This is a genomic window from Paucibacter sp. PLA-PC-4 (genome assembly GCF_026241155.1).
Lineage (GTDB): Bacteria > Pseudomonadota > Gammaproteobacteria > Burkholderiales > Burkholderiaceae_C > Roseateles_E.
Genome location: NZ_JAPFGP010000004.1, coordinates 232,016 through 252,874 on the forward strand (window position 1 = coordinate 232,016; position 20,859 = coordinate 252,874).

At 62.3% G+C, this 20,859-nt stretch carries 21 protein-coding genes and 1 tRNA gene; all 22 read right to left on the reverse strand.

Annotated features, from left to right (window positions below):
• Nucleotides 1-11: 11 nt before the first annotated feature.
• The 22 genes from OOZ63_RS08180 to rpsO all read right to left on the reverse strand — a co-directional run bounded on the left by OOZ63_RS08180 (nucleotide 12) and on the right by rpsO (nucleotide 20,825).
• The gene (locus tag OOZ63_RS08180; protein ID WP_266004944.1) at nucleotides 12-599 is read right to left on the reverse strand and encodes an NUDIX domain-containing protein; all 588 of its coding nucleotides are present in this window, start codon (nucleotides 597-599) and stop codon (nucleotides 12-14) included.
• A complete protein-coding gene (locus OOZ63_RS08185; RefSeq protein ID WP_266004945.1) occupies nucleotides 589-897 on the reverse strand; it encodes a DUF2818 family protein in 309 nt (102 codons plus the stop codon). The genes OOZ63_RS08180 and OOZ63_RS08185 overlap by 11 nt, the downstream gene beginning before the upstream one ends.
• Nucleotides 898-910: 13 nt before the next feature.
• On the reverse strand, nucleotides 911-2,392 hold the full coding sequence (gene nuoN / locus OOZ63_RS08190; protein ID WP_266005109.1) for an NADH-quinone oxidoreductase subunit NuoN: 1,482 nt from the start codon (nucleotides 2,390-2,392) through the stop codon (nucleotides 911-913).
• Nucleotides 2,393-2,408: 16 nt separating this feature from the next.
• The gene (locus OOZ63_RS08195; protein ID WP_266004946.1) at nucleotides 2,409-3,890 is read right to left on the reverse strand and encodes an NADH-quinone oxidoreductase subunit M; all 1,482 of its coding nucleotides are present in this window, start codon (nucleotides 3,888-3,890) and stop codon (nucleotides 2,409-2,411) included.
• A gap of 19 nt (nucleotides 3,891-3,909) precedes the next feature.
• Complete coding sequence (nuoL, locus tag OOZ63_RS08200) at nucleotides 3,910-5,961, reverse strand: NADH-quinone oxidoreductase subunit L (protein WP_266004947.1); 2,052 nt, start codon at nucleotides 5,959-5,961, stop codon at nucleotides 3,910-3,912.
• A 5-nt stretch (nucleotides 5,962-5,966) separates the two neighbouring features.
• Entirely contained in the window at nucleotides 5,967-6,275 is a 309-nt protein-coding gene (gene nuoK / locus OOZ63_RS08205; RefSeq protein ID WP_137943576.1) for an NADH-quinone oxidoreductase subunit NuoK, read from the reverse strand.
• Between the two features lie 2 nt (nucleotides 6,276-6,277).
• Entirely contained in the window at nucleotides 6,278-6,931 is a 654-nt protein-coding gene (locus OOZ63_RS08210) for an NADH-quinone oxidoreductase subunit J (protein WP_266004948.1), read from the reverse strand.
• Between the two features lie 58 nt (nucleotides 6,932-6,989).
• Complete coding sequence (gene nuoI / locus OOZ63_RS08215; protein WP_137943525.1) at nucleotides 6,990-7,478, reverse strand: NADH-quinone oxidoreductase subunit NuoI; 489 nt, start codon at nucleotides 7,476-7,478, stop codon at nucleotides 6,990-6,992.
• Between the two features lie 10 nt (nucleotides 7,479-7,488).
• On the reverse strand, nucleotides 7,489-8,586 hold the full coding sequence (gene nuoH / locus OOZ63_RS08220; RefSeq protein WP_266004949.1) for an NADH-quinone oxidoreductase subunit NuoH: 1,098 nt from the start codon (nucleotides 8,584-8,586) through the stop codon (nucleotides 7,489-7,491).
• A gap of 16 nt (nucleotides 8,587-8,602) precedes the next feature.
• Nucleotides 8,603-10,930, reverse strand: a complete 2,328-nt coding sequence (gene nuoG / locus OOZ63_RS08225) for an NADH-quinone oxidoreductase subunit NuoG (RefSeq protein WP_266004950.1) — start codon at nucleotides 10,928-10,930, stop codon at nucleotides 8,603-8,605.
• Between the two features lie 18 nt (nucleotides 10,931-10,948).
• Entirely contained in the window at nucleotides 10,949-12,301 is a 1,353-nt protein-coding gene (gene nuoF, locus OOZ63_RS08230; RefSeq protein WP_266004951.1) for an NADH-quinone oxidoreductase subunit NuoF, read from the reverse strand.
• 8 nt (nucleotides 12,302-12,309) lie between these two features.
• Nucleotides 12,310-12,816 (reverse strand): NADH-quinone oxidoreductase subunit NuoE, encoded by a 507-nt coding sequence (gene nuoE / locus OOZ63_RS08235; RefSeq protein WP_266004952.1) that lies wholly within the window; start codon nucleotides 12,814-12,816, stop codon nucleotides 12,310-12,312.
• Between the two features lie 8 nt (nucleotides 12,817-12,824).
• Entirely contained in the window at nucleotides 12,825-14,078 is a 1,254-nt protein-coding gene (locus tag OOZ63_RS08240; RefSeq protein WP_266004953.1) for an NADH-quinone oxidoreductase subunit D, read from the reverse strand.
• 3 nt (nucleotides 14,079-14,081) lie between these two features.
• Nucleotides 14,082-14,675, reverse strand: coding sequence for an NADH-quinone oxidoreductase subunit C (locus OOZ63_RS08245; RefSeq protein WP_266004954.1), 594 nt, complete (start codon nucleotides 14,673-14,675; stop codon nucleotides 14,082-14,084).
• Nucleotides 14,676-14,688: 13 nt separating this feature from the next.
• A complete protein-coding gene (locus OOZ63_RS08250; RefSeq protein WP_046113908.1) occupies nucleotides 14,689-15,165 on the reverse strand; it encodes a NuoB/complex I 20 kDa subunit family protein in 477 nt (158 codons plus the stop codon).
• Nucleotides 15,166-15,192: 27 nt separating this feature from the next.
• Nucleotides 15,193-15,552, reverse strand: a complete 360-nt coding sequence (locus OOZ63_RS08255; RefSeq protein ID WP_137943531.1) for an NADH-quinone oxidoreductase subunit A — start codon at nucleotides 15,550-15,552, stop codon at nucleotides 15,193-15,195.
• Nucleotides 15,553-15,764: 212 nt separating this feature from the next.
• A tRNA-Leu gene (locus OOZ63_RS08260) sits at nucleotides 15,765-15,849 on the reverse strand.
• A 155-nt stretch (nucleotides 15,850-16,004) separates the two neighbouring features.
• A complete protein-coding gene (gene secG, locus OOZ63_RS08265; protein WP_266004955.1) occupies nucleotides 16,005-16,376 on the reverse strand; it encodes a preprotein translocase subunit SecG in 372 nt (123 codons plus the stop codon).
• 62 nt (nucleotides 16,377-16,438) lie between these two features.
• Nucleotides 16,439-17,179 carry a triose-phosphate isomerase gene (gene tpiA, locus OOZ63_RS08270; RefSeq protein WP_266004956.1) on the reverse strand — a complete coding sequence of 247 codons (741 nt, stop codon included), beginning with the start codon at nucleotides 17,177-17,179 and terminating at the stop codon, nucleotides 16,439-16,441.
• A gap of 14 nt (nucleotides 17,180-17,193) precedes the next feature.
• On the reverse strand, nucleotides 17,194-18,180 hold the full coding sequence (locus tag OOZ63_RS08275) for an NAD(P)H-quinone oxidoreductase (RefSeq protein WP_266004957.1): 987 nt from the start codon (nucleotides 18,178-18,180) through the stop codon (nucleotides 17,194-17,196).
• A gap of 16 nt (nucleotides 18,181-18,196) precedes the next feature.
• Nucleotides 18,197-20,338 carry a polyribonucleotide nucleotidyltransferase gene (gene pnp / locus OOZ63_RS08280; protein ID WP_266004958.1) on the reverse strand — a complete coding sequence of 714 codons (2,142 nt, stop codon included), beginning with the start codon at nucleotides 20,336-20,338 and terminating at the stop codon, nucleotides 18,197-18,199.
• Nucleotides 20,339-20,564: 226 nt separating this feature from the next.
• Complete coding sequence (rpsO, locus tag OOZ63_RS08285; RefSeq protein WP_416234705.1) at nucleotides 20,565-20,825, reverse strand: 30S ribosomal protein S15; 261 nt, start codon at nucleotides 20,823-20,825, stop codon at nucleotides 20,565-20,567.
• Nucleotides 20,826-20,859: the final 34 nt, after the last annotated feature.

Here is a 20,859-nt window from a genome sequence, read left to right on the forward strand (position 1 = left end):
GCAGGCGAGCGTCAGCCCGCCGGCTGCCAGTCCAATACCCATGCGCCGGCCTGCCAGCGCTGCAGCCACAGCAGACCGATCAGGGTCTTGGCATCGGTCATGGCGCCGCTGGCGGCCAGCGCGTCGAGCTCGACCGGCGTGTGGATGACCAGATCGAGGAACTCGCCTTCGTCGAGTCGGCGCTCGCCGGCCGACAGGCCGCGTGCGAAGAAGATCTCGATACGTTCGTCAGAATAAGCGATCGCGTTGTGCAGAACGCCAGCATGGGCCCATTCGCGTGCGCTGTAGCCGGTCTCCTCGAGCAGCTCGCGCTGGGCGCAGCGCAGCGGCGCCTCGCCGGCGTCGAGCTTTCCGGCAGGGAACTCCAGCATCACCCGGCCCATCGGGTAGCGGTACTGGCGCTCCATCAGCAGTCGACCGTCGTCGAGCAAGGGTACGACCATCACCGCACCGGGATGGACGATGTACTCGCGCGCGGCCTCGCGGCCGTTTGGCAGGCGTATGCGGTCGCGGCGAACATCAAGGAAGTGGCCGCGGTAGACCTGGGACGAATCGAGCTGCAGCTCCCGCAGCGCCTCATCCTCGTCTTCAAGCGCCATGTCGACCCCGTCGGAGATAACACCAGACAAAGCCGGGGAAACCCAGCGTGATGAACAGGCACAGCGCGGCCGCATAGAACTCCCAGCCCTGCGGCTGGCGTTGGCCCTGGTAGGACTCCAGCGCGAAGCCCAGCACCAGGGTCAGCAGGGCCAGCAGCAAGAGCTCCAGCGCCCGCCAGCCAAAGGGCTTGGCCGCACGCTTGGGGCCCAGCAGCAGCACGCGGTTGCTAAAGTACGGGGCATTGGCCGCGATGACCGCGACAAGCAACACCAGCCAGACGGCAGCGGACTGATCCATTCAGCGCAGGACGTCAGGGCGCCAGCAGCTTGACGATGGCGGTGCCGCACATCGCCATCAGGCCGCCGGGCAGCAGACCGAACACCAGCACAGCGGCACCATTGAGCGACATCACGGCGCGTACATCGGCCGGTGCGCTCAGCGGCGAGCTATCGGTGGGCTCGTCGAAGAACATCACCTTGATAACGCGCAGGTAGTAATAAGCCCCCACCAGCGACAGCACGACGGCAAACACCGCGAGCGCCAGATAGAGCTGGGAACCCGTGGTGACCATGGCTTGCAGGACGGCCAGCTTGGCATAGAAGCCCGCAGTCGGCGGGATACCGGCCAGGGAGAACATGAAGATGGTCATCACCAGCGCGAACCACGGGCTGCGCTTAGCCAGGCCGGCCAGGTCCTTGATCTCCTCGGCCTCATGGCCCTGGCGCGACAGCAGCAGGATCATGCCGAAGGTGCCCAGGGTCGTCAGCACATAGGTGACAGAGTAGAACAGCGCCGAGCTGTAGGCATTGGCCATGCCGGCATGGTTGTCGCCGATCACGCCCGAGGCCATCGCCAGCAGCATGAAGCCCATCTGCGCAATCGTCGAGTAAGCCAGCATGCGCTTGAGGTTGCTCTGCGCAATGGCAGCAAGATTGCCGATCAAAAGTGACACCACGGCCAACACGATCAGCATCTGCTGCCAATCGAAGGCCAGGCCCAGCATACCTTCGACCAACAGGCGAATCGTGATCGCGAAAGCTGCCAGCTTCGGTGCGGCACCGATCAGCAGGGTCACCGCCGTCGGTGCACCCTGGTAGACGTCAGGCACCCACATGTGGAAGGGTGCAGCACCCAGCTTGAAGGCAAGACCTGCCACCACGAAGACCACGCCGAACACCAGCACCGACTTGTTCGGGGCGCCGGTCGCAATCACTTCGAACACCTGCGGGATGTGCAGCGAACCGGTGGCGCCGTACATCATCGACAGGCCGTAAAGCAGGAAGCCGCTCGCCAGCGCGCCCAGCACGAAGTACTTCATCGCCGCTTCGGTCGAGACCGCATGGTCACGCCGCAGCGCCACCAGCGCATACAGCGACAGGCTCATCAGTTCCAGGCCAAGATAAAGCACCAGGAAGTTGTGAGCCTGCAACATCACCATGATGCCCAGCAGGGAGAACAGGCTCAGCGTGAACAGCTCGCCCTTCAAGATCTCGCGCTCGGCCGCATAGGGGCGCGCATAGACCAAGGTGACGAAGGTCGCAATGCAGGCGAAGAAGGCCAGCAGATGGCCCATCGGGTCGGACACCACCATGCCCTGCATCGCCGATTCGGTGACGCCACCATTGAAGGCATTCAGATGCATGGCGCCGACGACCACCAAGGTCAGCTGGGTCAGCCAGTAAGTCGGGCGGCGTGCCGGGTCGGTGACCCACAGGTCCACCATGGCCACCACGCAGGCCATGGCCAGAAGGATGATTTCGGGATAAACCGCGAGCCAGTTCATAGTCGTCATTGTTGCTTGGCCCATCTCAGACTCCACCCAGCTTGCTGGTGGCTACATGTTTGAGCAGCTCGGTCACCGAAACCTGCATCACATCGGTGAAGGGTTTCGGGTACAGGCCCATGAACAGCGTAGCCACGGCCAGCACGGCCAGCATCAGGAATTCACGCGCATTGATATCGGTCAGCGCGCGCACATTGTCATTGGTCATCGGGCCGAAGTAGACGCGCTTGTACATCCACAGCGTGTAAGCGGCGCCGAAGATCAACGCGGTGGCAGCGATCGCGCCGAGCCAGAAGTCGTACTGCACGGTGCCGATGATCACCATCCACTCACCGACGAAACCAGCGGTGGCGGGCAGGCCGCAATTAGCCATCGCAAAGAACAACGCGAAGGCGGCGAACTTGGGCATGGTGTTGACCACGCCACCATAGGCCGCGATCTCACGCGAATGGACGCGGTCGTAGAGCACGCCAATGCAAAGGAACATCGCGCCGGAGACAAAGCCGTGCGAGATCATCTGCACCAAGCCGCCAGCCACGCCGAGCTCGTTGAAGATGAAGAAGCCCAGCGTCACGAAGCCCATGTGAGCGATCGAGGAATACGCCACCAGCTTCTTCATGTCCTTCTGCACCAGAGCCACCAGGCCGATGTAGACCACCGCGATCAGCGACATCGCGATGATGACCCAGGACCAGTGGTGCGCAGCGTCGGGCGCGATCGGCATCGAAAAACGCAGGAAGCCATACGCACCGAGCTTCAGCATGATGGCGGCCAGCACCACCGAGCCGCCGGTGGGCGCCTCGACGTGGGCATCGGGCAGCCAGGTGTGCACCGGCCACATCGGGACCTTGACCGCGAACGCCGCCAGGAAGGCGAAGAACAGCAGAGTCTGGGCCGTCATCGGCAGCGGCAGCTTGTGCCAGGTCTGGATGTCGAAGGAGCCGCCCGACTGAAAATACAGGTACAGCAGCGCGATCAGCATCAACAGCGAACCGGCCAAGGTGTAGAGGAAGAACTTGAAGGCCGCGTAGACGCGGTTGGCTCCGCCCCAGACGCCGATGATGATGTACATCGGAATCAGCGTGGCCTCGAAGAACACATAGAACAGCAAGCCATCCAGCGCCGAGAACACGCCGACCATCAGGCCCGACAGGATCAAGAAGGCGCCCATGTACTGGTTGACGCGCTCCTCGATCACCTCCCAGGCGGCGATCACGACGATCACAGTGATGAAGGCCGTCAGGGGCACGAACCACATCGAGATGCCGTCGACACCCAGGTGGTACATCACATTGAAGCGCTCGATCCAGGCTAGCTTCTCGCTGAACTGCATCGCGGCGGTCGAGGTATCGAAGCCCGTGATCAGCGGTACGGTTACCGCGAAACTCGCCAGTGCGGCGATCAGCGCCATCCAGCGGGCGCTATTGGCCTGGTTGTCACGGCCCAGGGCCAGCAGCGCTAGGCCGCTGAAGATGGGCAACCAGATGGCAAGACTCAACAATCCCATTATTTTTCTCCGCCCTTGCTCACAGACCCGCCAGGGCTCTGAATTGAGGGCCTATATAGGGCCACAGCTGCCAGCTCATCAGGCCGATCACGCCCAGAATCATCACCAGGGCATACCAGTACAGATGGCCGGTCTGAACGCGGCGCACCAGGCCGGCGATACCGCCGATGCCGCGAGCCGAGCCATTGATCAACAGCCCATCGATGATGCCTTGATCGCCGCCCTTCCAGGCGGCCAGACCCAGACCACGCGCGGCGCGGGCCAGCACGTTCTCGTTGAACCAGTCCATGAAGTACTTGTTCTCAAGCACGATGACCAGCGGGCGCAAGATCTTGCCCAGCGCCACTGGGATCGCTGGCCAGACCATGTAGAACAGGTAGGCCGTCGCGACACCGGCCACGGCCAGCCAAAACGGCAGGGTCATGAAGCCGTGCGTGGCCATCGCCACCGCACCATGGAAATGCTCGCCCAGCGACGCCATGGCCGGATGGGCCGCCGTGTTGACGACGATGGAATCCTTGAAGAAGTCGCCGAACAGCATCGGCTGAATCGCGAGGAAACCGATCACCACGGAGGGGATTGCCAGCAGCACCAGCGGTGCGGTCACCACCCAGGGCGACTCGTGCGGGGTGTGCGGCTCGTGATGACCGTGATCATCATGATGGTCGTGCTCGCCCGGGAAGGGTTTGTGGTGGAAATTTTCCTTGCCGTGGAAGACCAGGAAATACATGCGGAAGCTGTAGAACGCCGTCACGAACACGCCCGCCACCACCGCGAAGTAGGCGAAGCTCGCGCCCGGCAACGTGCTGGCCTGCACCGCCAGGATGATGCTGTCCTTCGAGTAGAACCCGGCAAAGAAAGGCGTGCCGATCAGGGCCAGCGAGCCCAGCAAGGCGGTGACCCAGGTGATGGGCATGTACTTGCGAAGGCCGCCCATATTGCGGATGTCCTGATCATGGTGCATGCCGATGATGACCGAGCCGGCGCCGAGGAACAACAAGGCCTTGAAGAAGGCGTGCGTCATCAGGTGGAAGACCGCGACCGAGTAGGCCGAGGCGCCCAGCGCTACCGTCATATAGCCCAGCTGCGACAGCGTTGAGTAGGCAACGACACGCTTGATGTCGTTCTGGATGATGCCCAGAAAGCCCATGAACAGCGCCGTAATCGCGCCGATCACCAGCACGAAGTTCAGCGCCGTGTCGCTCAGCTCGAACAGCGGCGACATGCGGGCCACCATAAAGATACCAGCCGTCACCATGGTCGCGGCGTGGATCAGCGCGGAAATCGGGGTCGGGCCTTCCATTGAGTCGGGCAGCCAGACATGCAGCGGGAACTGCGCGCTTTTGCCCATCGCGCCGATGAACAGGCAGATGCAGGCGACGCTAAGCATCATCCAGTCTGAGCCCCATAGCGGGGCGTTGAACTTGATCTGCGCCAGCTCATTGGCCTTGGCAAAGGTCTCGCCATAGTTCAGCGAGCCGCCATAGGCCACCAGCAGGCCAATGCCCAGGATGAAGCCGAAGTCACCGACCCGGTTGACCAGGAAGGCCTTCATGTTCGCGAAGATCGCGGTCGGCTTGGTGTACCAGAAGCCGATCAGCAGATACGACACCAGGCCCACAGCTTCCCAGCCGAAGAACAGCTGCAGCATGTTGTTGCTCATCACGAGCATCAACATCGAGAAAGTGAACAGGGAGATGTAGCTGAAGAAGCGCTGGTAGCCCGGGTCCTCTTCCATATAACCGATGGTGTAGATGTGCACCATCAGCGACACAAAGGTCACCACGCACATCATCATCGCGGTCAGACCGTCAACAAGGAAGCCGACCTCCATCTTCAGACCGCCGATGACCATCCATTCGTAGATGGTCTGGTTAAAGCGTGCGCCATCGATAGCGACCGACTTCAGCACCATCGCCGAGATGATGAAGGAGATCAGCACACCCAGGATGGTGATGCTGTGAGCCCCGCGGCGACCGATCTGCTTGCCAAAGAAACCGGCCGCGATCGCGCCGACCAGGGGCGCCAGCGGAACCGCCAGCAGCATGTTTTGTGAAAGTGTTGCGGACATATTCATCAGCCCTTCAAGGCGTCCAGTTCTTCCACATTGATGCTGGCGCGATTGCGGAACAGCACGACCAGGATCGCTAGGCCGATGGCAGATTCGGCGGCCGCCACCGTCAGGATGAAGAACACAAAGACTTGGCCGGCCATATCACCCAGGTAGTGGGAGAAGGCGACGAAGTTCAGGTTGACCGCCAGCAGCATCAGCTCGATCGCCATCAGCAGCACGATCAGGTTCTTGCGGTTCAGGAAGATGCCGATCACTGAAAGCGCGAACAGGATCGCACCCAGGGTCAGAAAATGTCCAAGCGTGAGCGCCAGCATCATGCGCCTCCTTGCGTGTTGTCGGCGGCCGGGGTGGCGGCCTGCTCCACCGTGGGTTGCATCTTGATGATGCGCAGGCGCTGCGCCTTTGTGACTTTGACCTGCTCCGAGGCGTCCTGGCTACGCGAGTCCTTGCGCTTGCGCAAGGTCAGCGCAATCGCCGCAATGATGGCCACCAGCAGCAACACGGCCGCAATCTGCAACGGATACAAATACTGCGTATAGATCGCGATGCCCAACAGCTTGGTGTTGCCCAGCTTGACCGCGGCCTCGCTTAGCGGTGCAGCCTCGGTCAGGCGGAAACCGCCCATCAGCACAGCGGCCATCTCCAGCGCGATCAGAGCACCGACCAGACCGGCCAGTGGCAGATGCTTCCAGAAGCCCTCGCGAATCGCACTGGCCCCCTCATCGGAATTGATATCAAGCATCATCACGACGAAGAGGAACAGCACCATCACGGCGCCGATGTAGACCAGCACCAGGGTGATGGCCAGGAACTCGGCCTTCAGCAGCATCCAGATGCAGGACGCATTGAAGAAGGCCAGGATCAGAAACAGCGCCGAGTGCACGGTGGATCGCGCCGTGATGACGCGAAACGCAGCGCCCAGAAGGACGGCCGAGAAAACATAGAACAGCGCGGTGATGGTATCCATGGGGTTCCAGCAGGCACAGCTTTAGACAGACACCCGCTAGAGCAGCGGGTGCACGGCCTCAGCGGTACTTGGCGTCGGCCTCCTTTTGGGCTGCGATTTCTTTTTCGTAGCGGTCGCCGACGGCCAGGAGCATGTCCTTGGTGAAGTACAGATCGCCACGCTTCTCGCCGTGGTATTCGAAGATCGAGGTCTCGACGATAGAGTCCACCGGGCAGCTCTCTTCGCAGAAGCCGCAGAAGATGCACTTTGTCAGGTCGATGTCGTAGCGCGTGGTGCGGCGCGAGCCGTCCTCACGCACATCGCTCTCGATGGTGATGGCCATCGCCGGGCAGACGGCTTCGCAGAGCTTGCAGGCGATGCAGCGTTCTTCGCCGTTCTCGTAACGGCGCAGCGCATGCAGGCCTCGAAAGCGCGGCGACAGCGGTGTCTTCTCTTCCGGGAACTGCACCGTGATATTGCGCGACAGGAAATGCCGGCCGGTCAGGGCCATGCCCTTGAACAGCTCGGTGAGCATGAAGCTCTTGACGAAATGGCTGAAGGAGCTCATTGCTGCAGACTCACTTCCAGATATTGAACGGAGACTGGATCCACAGGCCAACGACGACCAGCCAGATCAGAGTCACGGGAATGAAGATCTTCCAGCCCAGACGCATGATCTGGTCGTAGCGGAAGCGCGGGAAAGTGGCACGAACCCACAGGAACATGGTCACCACGACAAAGGTCTTGCCGAACAACCAAGCCCAGTTCCAGAGTGCCATGGTGTTCTGGATGAAGCTCGGCGTTTCCATGCCCAACAGGCTGAAGGAAATCGGTGCCGACCAGCCGCCCAGGAACAGGATTACGGCCAGGGCCGAGACCAGGATCATATTGGCGTACTCGGCCAGGAAGAACATCGCAAAAGACATGCCCGAGTACTCGATCATGTGACCGGCGACGATTTCCGATTCGCCCTCGACCACGTCAAACGGGTGCCGATTGGTTTCGGCCAGGCCAGAGATGAAGTAGACGACGAAGATCGGCAGCAGCGGCAACCAGTTCCAGGACAGGAAGGTCAGGCCCATGTCGGCGAACATGCCCTTGGTCTGCAGCACGACGATATCTGTCATGTACATGCTGCCCGACACCATCAGCACGACCACCAGGCAAAAGCCCATCGCGATCTCGTAGGACACCATCTGTGCCGAGGCACGCAGCGCGCCCAGGAAGGCGTACTTCGAGTTCGAGGCCCAGCCAGCAATGATCACGCCGTAGACCTCCAGCGAGGTGATCGCCATCAGAAACAGCAGGCCGGCGTTGACATTGGCCACAGCCGCATCGGGGCCGAAGGGGATCACCGCCCAAGCCGCAAGTGCGGGCATGATGGTCATGATGGGGCCGAGGAAGAACAGCCCCTTGTTGGCCGCCGTCGGGACGATGATCTCCTTGAAAATCAGCTTCACCGCATCGGCGATCGGGGTCAACAGGCCGTAGGGGCCGACCCGGTTCGGACCTGGGCGGATCTGCGACCAGCCGATGGCCTTGCGCTCCCAGAGCGTCAGATAGGCCACGCAGATCATCAGCGGCGCGACCACCGCGATGATCTTGATCAGGCTCCAGAGCACCGGCCAGAAGCCGCCCAGCAGCGTGGCGCCGCCTTGGTAGAGGGATTCAATCATTATTGTCCTCGTCGCCTCAGGCCTTGCTGACCGTCAGGGTGCCGAACATCGCACCCAGGGCCGCGGTTTCCGCCAGACCGGCCGGCACCCGCAGCGTATTGGGCGCCAGGCCTGCTTCCAGCCGGGCCGGCAGTTCGGCCGCGCCGGCGCCTTCTTGCGTGATGCGCACACGCGCCCCCTCCGCCAAGCCAAGCTGCTCCCAGAGCTGCTTGGGCAGACCGGCAACTGCTGCGCAGCGTGCATCGGTCGTCAGTTGCAGCGAGGTCGAGTTGCGCACCAGTGCGTCGGCCGCATAGATAGGCACCGGGGCCAGACGCTCGATGCCGGCGGGCACAGCAGCCGTCTGCACGGCGGCAGACGACGTATTACTTAGCCGCGCGCTCAGATCGGGAGCAGCCCCCAGCACCTCGTTGCGCACCTGCTCCGAGCTCTCGTAACCGAAGCCTTCGAGCGCCAGCAAATTGCCCAGCACGCGCAGGATCTTCCAGCCCGGACGGGTCTCGGCCAACGGCGGCACGACGCCGACGAAGCTCTGCGCCCGGCCCTCGGCGTTGACGAAAGTGCCCGAGGTCTCAGTGAAGGGCGCGGTAGGCAGCAGCACGTCAGCGTACTCCAGACCGCTCTTGAACGGGCTCATCACAACGACCATCTCGGCCGCAGCCAGGGCCTTGGCGGCGGCGGCAGCGTTGGCGCTGTCCAGCACCGGATCGGTATTCAGCAGCAGCACAGCCTTCAGTACCTCGCCGCCCAGCATCTGGCCGGCATTCAGACCGCCTTGCTGCGGCAGCGCACGGGCCAGCTGGGCGCCGACCGTGTTGGCGGCCTCGCTCAGATAGCCGACGCTGGCGCCGGTCTGCGCGGCGATCCAATTGGCCAGTACCAGCAGGCTGCAAGCCTGCGGATGTTGGGCGGCCGCATTGCCCAGCAGCACGGCCTTGCGGGCGCCGGACAACAGCGAGGCCGCGATGGCCTTGGCCGCTTCAGTCGCTTCGCCGGTCGCCGGAGCGGCAACGCCGGTGCTGGCAGAGATCGCAGCAGCGACATCGGCCAGCGACTGCACCCAGGCGCTCGGCGCCACCGTGATGCGGGCCGCGACGGGCATCAGCCAGTCGTCTTCGCTGGCGTTGAGGCTCAGCACCTGGGCGCCGCGGCGGGTCGCCTGACGCAGGCGCTGGGCAAACAGCGGATGGTCCTTGCGCAGCGAAGAACCAACCACCAACGCACGGTCCAGCTCGGACAGCGCCGCAATCGGGCTGCCCAGCCAGCGCGCTTGGCCCGACTCAGCCACATTGGCGAAATCGGCATGGCGCAGACGGTGGTCAACGTTGTCGCTGCCCATGCCGCGTACCAGCGCGCCCAGCAGGTGCAATTCCTCGATCGTGCTGTGGGCCGAGCCCAGCGCACCAATGGCAGTGGCGCCATGCTCGGCGCGCACCAGCTTCAGACCGTTGGCCACGTACTCGAGCGCCGTGCTCCAGTCGACCGTCTTCCAGGCGCCACCTTGCTTGATCATCGGCGCGCTCAGCCGCTGGTCGCTGTTCAGCGACTCATAAGAGAAGCGGTCGCGGTCGGCGATCCAGCATTCATTGACGGCCTCGTTCTCCAGCGGCACGACGCGCATCACCTGTTTGCCCTTGACCTGAACAATCAGGTTGGCACCGGTGCTGTCATGCGGGGACACGCTCTTGCGGCGCGACAGTTCCCAGGTGCGGGCGCTGTAGCGGAATGGCTTGCTGGTCAGTGCGCCGACCGGGCAGATGTCGATCATATTGCCCGACAACTCGGAGTCCACGGATCGACCGACAAAGGTCTGGATCTCGGCATGCTCGCCGCGATGCGCCATGCCCAGCTCCATCACGCCGGCGATTTCCTGGCCGAAGCGCACGCAGCGGGTGCAATGGATGCAACGGCTCATCTCTTCCATCGAGATCAGCGGGCCGACGTTCTTGTGGAAGACTACGCGCTTCTCTTCCGAGTAGCGCGATTTGCTGCCGCCATAGCCGACGGCCAAATCCTGCAGCTGACACTCGCCGCCCTGATCGCAGATCGGGCAATCTAGCGGGTGGTTAATCAGCAGAAACTCCATAACGCCCTGCTGTGCCTTGACCGCCTTCTCGCTCTTGGTGCGGACGATCATGCCCTGGGTCACCGGCGTCGCACAGGCAGGCATGGGCTTGGGCGCCTTCTCGACATCTACCAGGCACATGCGGCAGTTGGCGGCGATGGAGAGCTTCTTGTGATAACAGAAATGCGGGATGTAGGTGCCGGCCTTCTCGGCGGCATGCATCACCATGCTGCCCTCCAAGACCTCCACCTTCTGGCCGTCGAGTTCGATTTCAATCATGTCGTGTCCTGTCCTGCCTCAGACCGAGGCCGGCACCAGAGCCGTTTTGTGTTCGATCAGATGAACGAACTCGTTTTTGAAATTCTTGATCATCGCGCGCACCGGCATCGCGGCGGCATCGCCCAGCGCACAGATGGTGCGGCCTTGGATGTTGTCGGCCACCGAATTCAGCAAATCGATGTCTTCCGCCCGGCCCTGGCCGTTGGCGATGCGCTCGACCACGCGATGCATCCAGCCCGTACCTTCACGGCACGGCGTGCACTGCCCGCAGCTCTCATGCGCATAGAAGTAGGACAGACGCAGCAGGCTCTTGACCATGCACCGCGAATCGTCCATCACGATGACCGCGCCCGAGCCGAGCATCGAGCCGGCCTTGGCAATGGAGTCATAGTCCATCGTGCAGTTCATCATCACCTCGGCGGTCAGCACCGGCGACGAGGAGCCGCCAGGAATCACCGCCTTCAGCTGGCGCCCCTTGCGCACGCCACCGGCCAGCTCCAGCAAGGTAGCAAACGGCGTACCAAGCGGAATCTCGTAATTGCCGGGGCGCTCCACATCGCCCGAGACCGAGAAGATCTTGGTGCCGCCGTTGTTCGGCTTGCCGATCTCCAGATAGGGCTGGCCGCCATTGCGGATGATCCACGGCACGGCCGCGAAGGTTTCGGTGTTGTTGATCGTCGTAGGCTTGCCGTACAGGCCGAAGCTGGCCGGGAACGGCGGCTTGAAGCGCGGCTGACCCTTTTTGCCTTCGAGCGACTCCAGCAGCGCCGTTTCCTCGCCGCAGATGTAAGCGCCGAAGCCATGGAAGGCATGCAACTGGAAGCTGAAATCCGAACCCAGGATGCGCTCACCCAGGAAGCCGGCGGCACGGGCTTCTTCCAAGGCCGCTTCGAAGCGCTCGTAGACCTCGAAGATCTCGCCGTGGATGTAGTTGTAGCCAACCTTGATGCCCATCGCGAAGGCGGCAATGGCCATGCCCTCGATGACGATGTGCGGGTTATACATCAGGATGTCGCGGTCTTTACAGGTGCCCGGCTCGCCCTCGTCCGAGTTGCAGACCAGGTACTTCGCGCCGGGGAACTGGCGCGGCATGAAGCTCCACTTCAGGCCGGTCGGGAAGCCCGCGCCGCCACGGCCACGCAGGCCGGAAGCCTTGACCTCAGCGATCACCTGATCGGAGCTCATCGGCGCGCCGTCGGCCGTGCCCTCCCCTTTCAGGATCTTGCGCAACGCCTGATAACCGCCACGCGCGACATAGTCTTTCAGACCCCAGTTGTTGCCGTCCAGATCGGCATAGATCTGGGCGCCGATATGGCGATCGTGGAAACAGGTCTCGTTGCCCTTGGCTTGAAACTTGGAGAGATCCAGCATGCTTTCCCTCAGTTCTTTGCAGCGTTGGCCTTGAGCACTTCGACGAGTTCGTCGAGGCGCTGGTGGCTCATGAAGCTGCACATCTGGCGGTCATTGACCAGCATCACCGGTGCGTCGGCACAGGCGCCCAGGCATTCGCTCTTCTGCACGGTGAACATGCCATCGGCGGTTGTGCCACCCTCGTCCACACCAAGCTTCTTGCACAAATGCTCCAGCGCCTGCTGGCCGTCGCGCAGTTGGCAGGGCAAATTTGTGCAGACGTTCAGCTTGAACTGGCCCAGCGGCCGCTGGTTGTACATGTTGTAGAAGGTCGTGACCTCGTACACGGCGATGGCCGGCATGCCCAGATAGGTCGCAATAGCGTCCTCGCTGGCGCGCGACACATGGCCCTGCTCCTGCTGGACGATAGCCAGGCAGGCCATCACAGCCGACTGCTTCTGATCGCTCGGGTACTTCGCCACTTCGCGCGCGAAACGCGCGGCCGTGGCCTCGCTCAGGATGTATTCAGTGCTCATCGCTTCACTCACCGATCAATCTCGCCGAACACGATGTCCATCGTGCCGATGATGGCCACGGCATCGGCCAACATATGGCCGCGCGCCATCTCGTCCAGCGCCGCCAGATGCGAGAAGCCCGGTGCACGGATCTTCAGACGGTAAGGCTTGTTGGCGCCATCGCTAACGATGTAGATGCCGAACTCGCCCTTCGGGTGCTCGACAGCCGCATAGGCCTCGCCCTCAGGCACCTTGAAGCCCTCGGTAAAGAGCTTGAAGTGGTGGATCAACTCCTCCATGTTCGACTTCATGCCCACACGAGCCGGCGGCGCCACCTTGTGGTTGTCGGTGATGACCGGGCCGGGATTCTTGCGCAGCCAGTCCACGCATTGCTGGATAATGCGGTTTGACTGGCGCATCTCTTCCACGCGCACGACGTAGCGGTCATAGGTGTCGCCGTTGGTGCCAACGGGCACATCGAAATCGACGTGGGCATAGGCATCGTAGGGCTGGGTCTTGCGCAGGTCCCAGGGGATGCCGCAGCCGCGCAGCATCGGCCCGGTCAGGCCCAGGTTCAGTGCACGCTCGGGCGTCAACACGCCGATGCCCACGGTGCGCTGCTTCCAGATGCGGTTGTCGGTCAGCAGCGTCTCGTAGTCGTCAACGTTCTTCGGGAAGCGCTTGCAGAAATCGTCGATGAAGTCCAGCAAGGAGCCCGAGCGATTCTCATTGAGCATCGCAATCGTCTTGGCATTTTTGATCTTGCTGACCTGGTACTGCGGCATCACGTCCGGCAGATCGCGGTAGACGCCGCCCGGACGGAAGTAGGCCGCGTGCATGCGCGCACCCGACACCGCCTCGTACATATCGAACAGGTCTTCGCGCTCGCGGAAGGCGTAGATCAGCACATTCATCGCGCCGCAGTCCAGCCCGTGCGCGCCCAGCCACATCAGGTGGTTCAGCAGCCGGGTGATCTCAGCGAACATCACGCGGATGTACTGCGCACGGATCGGCACCTCAATGCCCAGCATCTTCTCGATCGCCAGGCAATAAGCCTGCTCATTGGCCATCATCGACACGTAGTCGAGACGGTCCATATAGGGCAGCGACTGGATGTATGTCTTGCTCTCGGCCAGCTTCTCGGTGGCGCGGTGCAGCAGACCGATATGCGGATCGGCGCGCTGTATCACTTCGCCGTCAAGCTCCAGCACCAAGCGCAGCACACCGTGGGCGGCCGGATGCTGAGGACCGAAATTGAGGGTGTAGTTCTTGATTTCGGCCATGGTTCAGAGTCCGCCGTAGTTTTCTTCGCGGATGATGCGCGGCGTGATCTCACGCGGCTCGATCGTCACCGGCTGATAGATCACACGCTTTTGCTCGGCGTCGTATCGCATCTCCACATGACCCGAGGTCGGGAAGTCTTTGCGCATTGGATGACCGATGAAACCGTAATCGGTCAGGATTCGGCGCAGATCTTCATGACCTTCAAAGATGATCCCGTAGAGATCAAAAGCCTCGCGCTCGAACCAATTGGCTGCGTTCCAGACAGGTGTCAGGGCTGCCACCAGGGGCAGGTCATCATCTGGGCAGAACACCTTCAGCCGCACGCGCCAGTTCTTGCTGACCGACAGCAGGTGAGTCGCGACGGCAAAGCGAGGACCTTCGTAGCCGCCATTGCCGTAGTCGCTGTAGTCCAGGCCGCAGAGGTCGATCAATTGCTCGAACTTCAGCTCGGCGTGATCGCGCAAGGTGGTGGCCACCGCCAGATAGTCGGCCGCCTTCACCTGGATGGTGATCTCGCCGAATTCGCGCTTGATGCTCTGGATCTGGCCGCCCAGCGCTGCTTCCAGCGCGGCTTGCAGGGTGTCAAGTTTGCTCATGAATGCCTAACCTTCAGCGCGCGATGGTGTTTTCGCGGCGGATCTTGGCCTGCAGCTGCAAAATGCCGTACAGCAGCGCCTCGGCCGTCGGCGGACAGCCCGGCACGTAGACATCGACCGGCACAATGCGGTCGCAGCCGCGCACCACCGAATAACTGTAGTGGTAGTAGCCGCCGCCGTTCGCACAGGAGCCCATCGACAGCACCCAGCGCGGCTCGGCCATCTGGTCGTAGACCTTGCGCAAAGCTGGCGCCATCTTGTTGCACAGCGTGCCGGCCACGATCATCAGATCGGACTGCCGCGGGCTGGGTCGGAACAGCATGCCGAAACGGTCGATGTCATAACGGGCCGCGCCCGCATGCATCATCTCGACCGCGCAGCAAGCCAGACCAAAAGTCATCGGCCACAACGATCCGGTCTTGGACCAGTTGATCAACTTGTCGACCGAGGTGGTGACAAAGCCCTCTTTCAAAACGCCTTCGATGCCCATGGGGTGTACCTTCGGGTCAAGCCTTGTTTATTCCCAGTCCAGGGCGCCTTTTTTCCACTCGTAGGCAAAACCTACGACCAGAATGCCGAGGAAAATCATCATGGCCCAGAAACCCGCCGCACCGATCTCGCGCAAGGACACAGCCCAGGGAAACAGGAAAGCGATTTCCAGATCAAACAAAATGAACAGAATGGCTACGAGGTAATAGCGCACATCGAATTTCATGCGCGCGTCTTCAAAAGCCTCGAAGCCGCATTCGTAAGGGGAGTTCTTGGCCTGATCCGGCCGATTCGGTCCGAGCAGAAAGCCCAGCACCTGAGGCGCCACGCCGACGCCCGCGCCGACCAGGATGAAGAGGATGACGGGTAGGTACTGATCCAAGTTCATGGTTGACGCTCTAGTGATCCGCCGCAGCACCTCCGGGCACCGCAGCCGAATTTCGAAAAAAAGCAACGGGCGCGCCGCTAGCGAAATCATTCGCTTACGGACCGCGCCCGCCTTGTCCCCTACAGCAAGCCTCCTCGGAGATACCCGCTGCGACAGGGCGCTTCGATCAGCACATTCAAGGCTCCAGCCCGAAGAATGCTAACCGATTGATCTGGTGCCGTCGGCGAGACTCGAACTCGCACAGCTTTCGCCACTACCCCCTCAAGATAGCGTGTCTACCAATTTCACCACGACGGCTGTCAATTACTTTCGCTACTGTCCGGTGGCTTGAGGTTTGCTCCCAGACAGCCTCGAATTCTATACCGAAAATCCCTAGCTTCTGAAGAGCTGATGAAGGATTTTGCCAAGCTCATGCTGGCCTTGTGCGCCCTGCATGACAAGGCTCAAGGTATTCAGTTCGACGCAGCGGAGGCTGCCGGCAGCGCCACAGGCACTGCGCCCGGAATCGCCGCGGCGCCAGACGCCGGTGCGCTCGCCGGAGCAGCGCGGTCCAGCACACTTTCACCACCGGTGGCCGCACCGGCGCGCTGGTTGCCCATATAGGCCAGCGCCAGCGTGCAGGCAAAGAACACAGTGGCGCAGATCGCCGTGCTGCGCGACAGGAAGTTGGCGCTGCCGGTAGCTCCGAACAGACTACCCGACGCCCCACTGCCGAAAGACGCCCCCATATCGGCACCCTTGCCATGCTGCACCAGCACCAGACCGATCATCGTCAACGCACTCAGCAGCTGAACGATCAGCACCAGATTCATGAAAACTTGCATCTCAATTCACTCCAAAGATTCTTCTTGATGCCGCGCACCTGCGCGGCGAGTCGGTTTATTCGTCAGTGCGCCGCGCGGCAGATAGCGGCAAAGTCCGCCGCCTTCAAGGCCGCGCCGCCAATCAAGCCGCCGTCGATATCGGGCTGGGCAAACAGCTGCGCGGCATTGTCAGCCTTGACACTGCCGCCGTAGAGAATGCGCATCGAATTGGACTTCTGCGTAGCCGCATGCAGCTGCGTGCGCAGCACCGCATGCACTGCCTGGGCCTGCTCGGGCGAGGCGGTCAGCCCGGTGCCGATGGCCCAGACCGGCTCGTAAGCCAGCACGATCTCGCCGATGCAATGAGTCAGCGTATGGATCACCGCCGCCAGTTGGCGCTTGACGACCAGCTCGGTCTGACCGGCCTCGCGTTCGGCCAGCGTTTCGCCGACGCAGACGATGGGCGTCACACCATGCGCCAGCGCAGCCTTGGCCTTGTCGGCCACCAGTTGGTCGCTTTCATGGTGATAGGCACGGCGCTCAGAATGGCCGACGATCACATAGCGGCATCCGATATCGGCCAGCATCGCCGACGAGACTTCGCCGGTGTAAGCCCCCTGCTCGTGCGCCGAGCAGTCCTGGGCGCCGAAAGCGATGGCCGCACCGGTCAGTGCCAGCGCGGTTTCGCTGATGTAGGGGAACGGCACGCAGACCGCCACATCGGCACTCCACGGTCCCGCTTCCTTCAGACCGGCCAGCAAGAGCGCATTGGCAGCGCGGCTGCCATGCATCTTCCAGTTGCCAACGACCAGTTTCTTGCGCATCGAATACTCCAGACTTACCAGCTCAGCACGATCTTGCCGACATGCTCGCCCGACTCCATCAGGGCATGGGCAGCCGCTGCCTGATCGGCAGCGAAAGTGCGATAGATGACAGGCGCAATCGCACGCGAGGCCAGCAGCGGCCAGACGCGCAGATGCAGCGCGCGGGCGATCTGCGCCTTGAAGGCCAGCGAGCGCGGACGCAGGGTCGAGCCGCTGATCGTCAAGCGCCGACGCAGCACCGCACCGGCATCAAACTTGGCATCCAACCCACCCTGCACCGCGATGATGACCATGCGGCCATCGTCTGCCAGGCACTGCACGCCGCGCTCCACATAGCCCCCGGCCACCATGTCCAGGATCACATCGACGCCACGGCCTTCGGTCGCCGCCTTGACCTCGGCGACGAAGTCCTGGGTCTTGTAGTTGATCGCGACATCGGCACCCAGCTTCAGGCAGGCATCGGCCTTGTCGGCCGTGCCAACCGTGACCAACACCCGCGAGCCCAGCGCCTTGGCGATCTGGATCGCCGTGACGCCAATGCCGCTGCTGCCCCCATGCACCAAGAGACTTTCGCCTGGCTGCAGGCGTGCCCGCTCGAACACATTCGACCAGACGGTGAAGAAGGTCTCCGGCAAGCCGGCTGCCTCGGCCATGCTCCAGCCAGCCGGCACCGGCAGACACTGCGCGATCGGCGCCACGCACAGCTGCGCATAGCCACCACCAGCCACCAGGGCACAGACAGCATCACCCAGCTTGAAGCCGGCCGCAGCCAATTCAGCCGCATCGCCACCAACAATCCGGCCAGCCACCTCCAGACCCGGCAGATCGCTGGCACCCGCCGGCGGCGGATATGCCCCCTTGCGCTGCAGTACATCGGGGCGGTTGATGCCATAGGCCTCGACCGCCACCAAGAGTTCCCCAAGCCCGGCAACAGGATCAGGTCGCTCGATGAGCCGCAACACTTCGGGGCCGCCGGGGCGGGTGATGGCAATGGCCTTCATACGTCGACGCTTGTGCTTACTCTTGCGGCGCCGCGTCTTCCTGGGGAGCCGCCACAGGCGCCGCATCGCGGTCCAGCAGAGCCTTCATCGACAGCTTGATGCGCCCCTTCTCGTCGGTCTCCAGCACCTTGACCTTGACGATCTGACCTTCCTTCAGGAAGTCGGTGACCTTCTCGACACGCTGGTGGGCGATCTGGCTGATGTGCAGCAGTCCGTCCTTGCCGGGCAGCAGGTTCACCAGGGCACCGAAGTCCAGGATCTTGGTGATCGGGCCTTCGTAGATCTTGCCGATTTCGACTTCGGCGGTGATCTCCTGGATGCGACGCTTGGCGTGCTCAGCCTTGTCGGCATCGGTCGATGCGATCGTGATCGTGCCGTCTTCGCCGATATCGATGGTCGTGCCAGTTTCTTCGGTCAGCGCGCGGATGGTGGCGCCGCCCTTGCCGATCACGTCACGGATCTTCTCCGGATTGATCTTGATGGTGTACAGACGCGGCGCGAACTGCGACACCTCGGTATTGGCCACACCCATCGCCTCGACCATCTTGCCCAGGATGTGCAGACGCGCTTCCTTGGCCTGGGCCAATGCAACCTGCATGATTTCCTTGGTGATGCCCTGGATCTTGATATCCATCTGCAGCGCAGTGATGCCCCCGGTGGTGCCGGCCACCTTGAAGTCCATATCGCCCAGATGATCTTCATCACCCAGGATATCGGTCAGCACAGCGAAACGGTTACCGTCCTTGATCAGGCCCATCGCAATGCCGGCCACATGGGCCTTCATCGGCACGCCAGCGTCCATCAGCGCCAGGCAGCCGCCGCAGACCGAAGCCATCGACGAAGAACCGTTGGACTCGGTGATCTCCGACACCAGGCGCATCGTGTAGGGGAAGTCTTCCTTGCTCGGCAGCGCGGCGATCAATGCGCGCTTGGCCAAGCGGCCGTGGCCGATTTCGCGACGCTTGGGCGTGCCGAAACGGCCTGCCTCGCCGGTGGCGAAGGGAGGCATGTTGTAGTGCAGCATGAAGCGATCTTCAAACTCGCCAGCCAGCGCGTCGATGCGCTGCGCGTCGCGGTCGGTGCCCAGCGTGGCGACCACCAGAGCCTGGGTCTCGCCGCGGGTGAACAGCGAAGAGCCGTGAGTACGCGGCAGCAGGCTGTTGCGGATCTCGATGGCGCGCACAGTACGGGTGTCGCGGCCGTCGATGCGCGGCTCGCCAGCCAGGATCTGGCCACGAACGATCTTGGCTTCGATCTCGAACAGCAGGGCTTCGATGGCTACGCTGTCGAATGCCACGCCTTCTGCCTTCAGGGCCGCCATCACATCGGCATAGGCCGAGCGGCAGGCCTGGGTGCGAGCCTGTTTATTGCGGATCTGGTACGCAGCCTCGAGCTTGGCCTTGGCAAGGCCATCGATCTTGGCGATCAGGGCCTCGTCCTTGGCCGGAGGCTGCCAGTCCCAGGCCGGCTTGCCGGCGTCACGCACCAGCTCATTGATCGCGGCGATCGCGACGTTGCCCTGCTCGTGGCCGAACACGACGGCGCCCAGCATCACCTCTTCGCTCAGGCCGGCAGCTTCGGACTCGACCATCAGCACGGCCGACTGCGTTCCGGCAACCACCAGGTCCAGTTGGCTGTCCTTCAACGCGGTCTGACCCGGGTTCAGCACGTACTCGCCGTTGACATAGCCGACGCGGGCCGCACCGATAGGGCCGTTGAACGGGATGCCGCTGACGGCCAGCGCGGCGCTGGTGGCGATCATCGCGGCGATATCGGCCTGCACTTCGGGGTTCAGGCTGACGACATGAACGATGACCTGAACTTCGTTGTAGAAGCCTTCAGGGAACAGCGGGCGGATCGGACGGTCGATCAGGCGGCAGGTCAGCGTCTCGAGCTCGCTGGGACGACCTTCACGCTTAAAGAAGCTGCCGGGGATCTTTCCGGCGGCATAGGACTTCTCGGTGTAGTCGACGGTCAGCGGGAAGAAGTCCTGGCCGGCCTTGGCTTCGGTCTTAGCGACCACGGTGGCCAGCACTACGGTGTCATCGATATTCACCAGCACGGCGCCGGTGGCCTGGCGAGCGATCTCGCCGGTTTCCATCGTGACGGTGTGGGCACCCCACTGAAAGGACTTCGTGACCTTATTGAACATGCTCATGCTCATCTCCTCTTGATGTCATGCCGCTTGCGGTGCGGCTCAGGACCGGGAGTGAGACTGGGTTTGGCGGGATGCCATTCCAGAGAATCTGCTTCACATCGAACGATGCAGAGGCCTTGGAATGACACAGCAGCGCCACGTCAGCTCAACTCCAACTGAAAGCGTAAAAGACAAAGAGCCTGTGCTGGACGTTGACCCAGACAGGCTCCTTGATCTCACACGCGAATTACTTACGCAGGCCCAGCTTCTGGATCAGCGCGACGTAACGGGCGGCGTCCTTGCTCTTCAGATAGGCCAGCAGGCTCTTGCGCGTGTTGACCATCTTCAGCAGACCACGACGACCATGATGGTCCTTCATGTTTGCCTTGAAGTGAGGGGTCAACGAGTTGATGCGCGCGGTCAGCAAGGCCACTTGGACTTCCGGCGAGCCGGTGTCATTGGCGCTACGGGCGTTCGACTGAACGATTTCTGCTTTATTGATGGTCATATGCGTTTCCAGCATTCGGATTCCGCTGGAACGA

What these genes read in the sequence shown, in the direction of transcription:
- OOZ63_RS08180 (WP_266004944.1), bottom strand. Translation starts at nt 599, where the DNA reads ATGGCGCTTGAAGACGAGGATGAGGCGCTGCGGGAGCTGCAGCTCGAT.
- OOZ63_RS08185 (WP_266004945.1), bottom strand. Translation starts at nt 897, where the DNA reads ATGGATCAGTCCGCTGCCGTCTGGCTGGTGTTGCTTGTCGCGGTCATC.
- nuoN (WP_266005109.1), bottom strand. Translation starts at nt 2,392, where the DNA reads ATGACGACTATGAACTGGCTCGCGGTTTATCCCGAAATCATCCTTCTG.
- OOZ63_RS08195 (WP_266004946.1), bottom strand. Translation starts at nt 3,890, where the DNA reads ATGGGATTGTTGAGTCTTGCCATCTGGTTGCCCATCTTCAGCGGCCTA.
- nuoL (WP_266004947.1), bottom strand. Translation starts at nt 5,961, where the DNA reads ATGTCCGCAACACTTTCACAAAACATGCTGCTGGCGGTTCCGCTGGCG.
- OOZ63_RS08210 (WP_266004948.1), bottom strand. Translation starts at nt 6,931, where the DNA reads ATGGATACCATCACCGCGCTGTTCTATGTTTTCTCGGCCGTCCTTCTG.
- nuoI (WP_137943525.1), bottom strand. Translation starts at nt 7,478, where the DNA reads ATGAGCTCCTTCAGCCATTTCGTCAAGAGCTTCATGCTCACCGAGCTG.
- nuoH (WP_266004949.1), bottom strand. Translation starts at nt 8,586, where the DNA reads ATGATTGAATCCCTCTACCAAGGCGGCGCCACGCTGCTGGGCGGCTTC.
- nuoG (WP_266004950.1), bottom strand. Translation starts at nt 10,930, where the DNA reads ATGATTGAAATCGAACTCGACGGCCAGAAGGTGGAGGTCTTGGAGGGC.
- nuoF (WP_266004951.1), bottom strand. Translation starts at nt 12,301, where the DNA reads ATGCTGGATCTCTCCAAGTTTCAAGCCAAGGGCAACGAGACCTGTTTC.
- nuoE (WP_266004952.1), bottom strand. Translation starts at nt 12,816, where the DNA reads ATGAGCACTGAATACATCCTGAGCGAGGCCACGGCCGCGCGTTTCGCG.
- OOZ63_RS08240 (WP_266004953.1), bottom strand. Translation starts at nt 14,078, where the DNA reads ATGGCCGAAATCAAGAACTACACCCTCAATTTCGGTCCTCAGCATCCG.
- OOZ63_RS08245 (WP_266004954.1), bottom strand. Translation starts at nt 14,675, where the DNA reads ATGAGCAAACTTGACACCCTGCAAGCCGCGCTGGAAGCAGCGCTGGGC.
- OOZ63_RS08250 (WP_046113908.1), bottom strand. Translation starts at nt 15,165, where the DNA reads ATGGGCATCGAAGGCGTTTTGAAAGAGGGCTTTGTCACCACCTCGGTC.
- OOZ63_RS08255 (WP_137943531.1), bottom strand. Translation starts at nt 15,552, where the DNA reads ATGAACTTGGATCAGTACCTACCCGTCATCCTCTTCATCCTGGTCGGC.
- secG (WP_266004955.1), bottom strand. Translation starts at nt 16,376, where the DNA reads ATGCAAGTTTTCATGAATCTGGTGCTGATCGTTCAGCTGCTGAGTGCG.
- tpiA (WP_266004956.1), bottom strand. Translation starts at nt 17,179, where the DNA reads ATGCGCAAGAAACTGGTCGTTGGCAACTGGAAGATGCATGGCAGCCGC.
- OOZ63_RS08275 (WP_266004957.1), bottom strand. Translation starts at nt 18,180, where the DNA reads ATGAAGGCCATTGCCATCACCCGCCCCGGCGGCCCCGAAGTGTTGCGG.
- pnp (WP_266004958.1), bottom strand. Translation starts at nt 20,338, where the DNA reads ATGAGCATGTTCAATAAGGTCACGAAGTCCTTTCAGTGGGGTGCCCAC.
- rpsO (WP_416234705.1), bottom strand. Translation starts at nt 20,825, where the DNA reads ATGACCATCAATAAAGCAGAAATCGTTCAGTCGAACGCCCGTAGCGCC.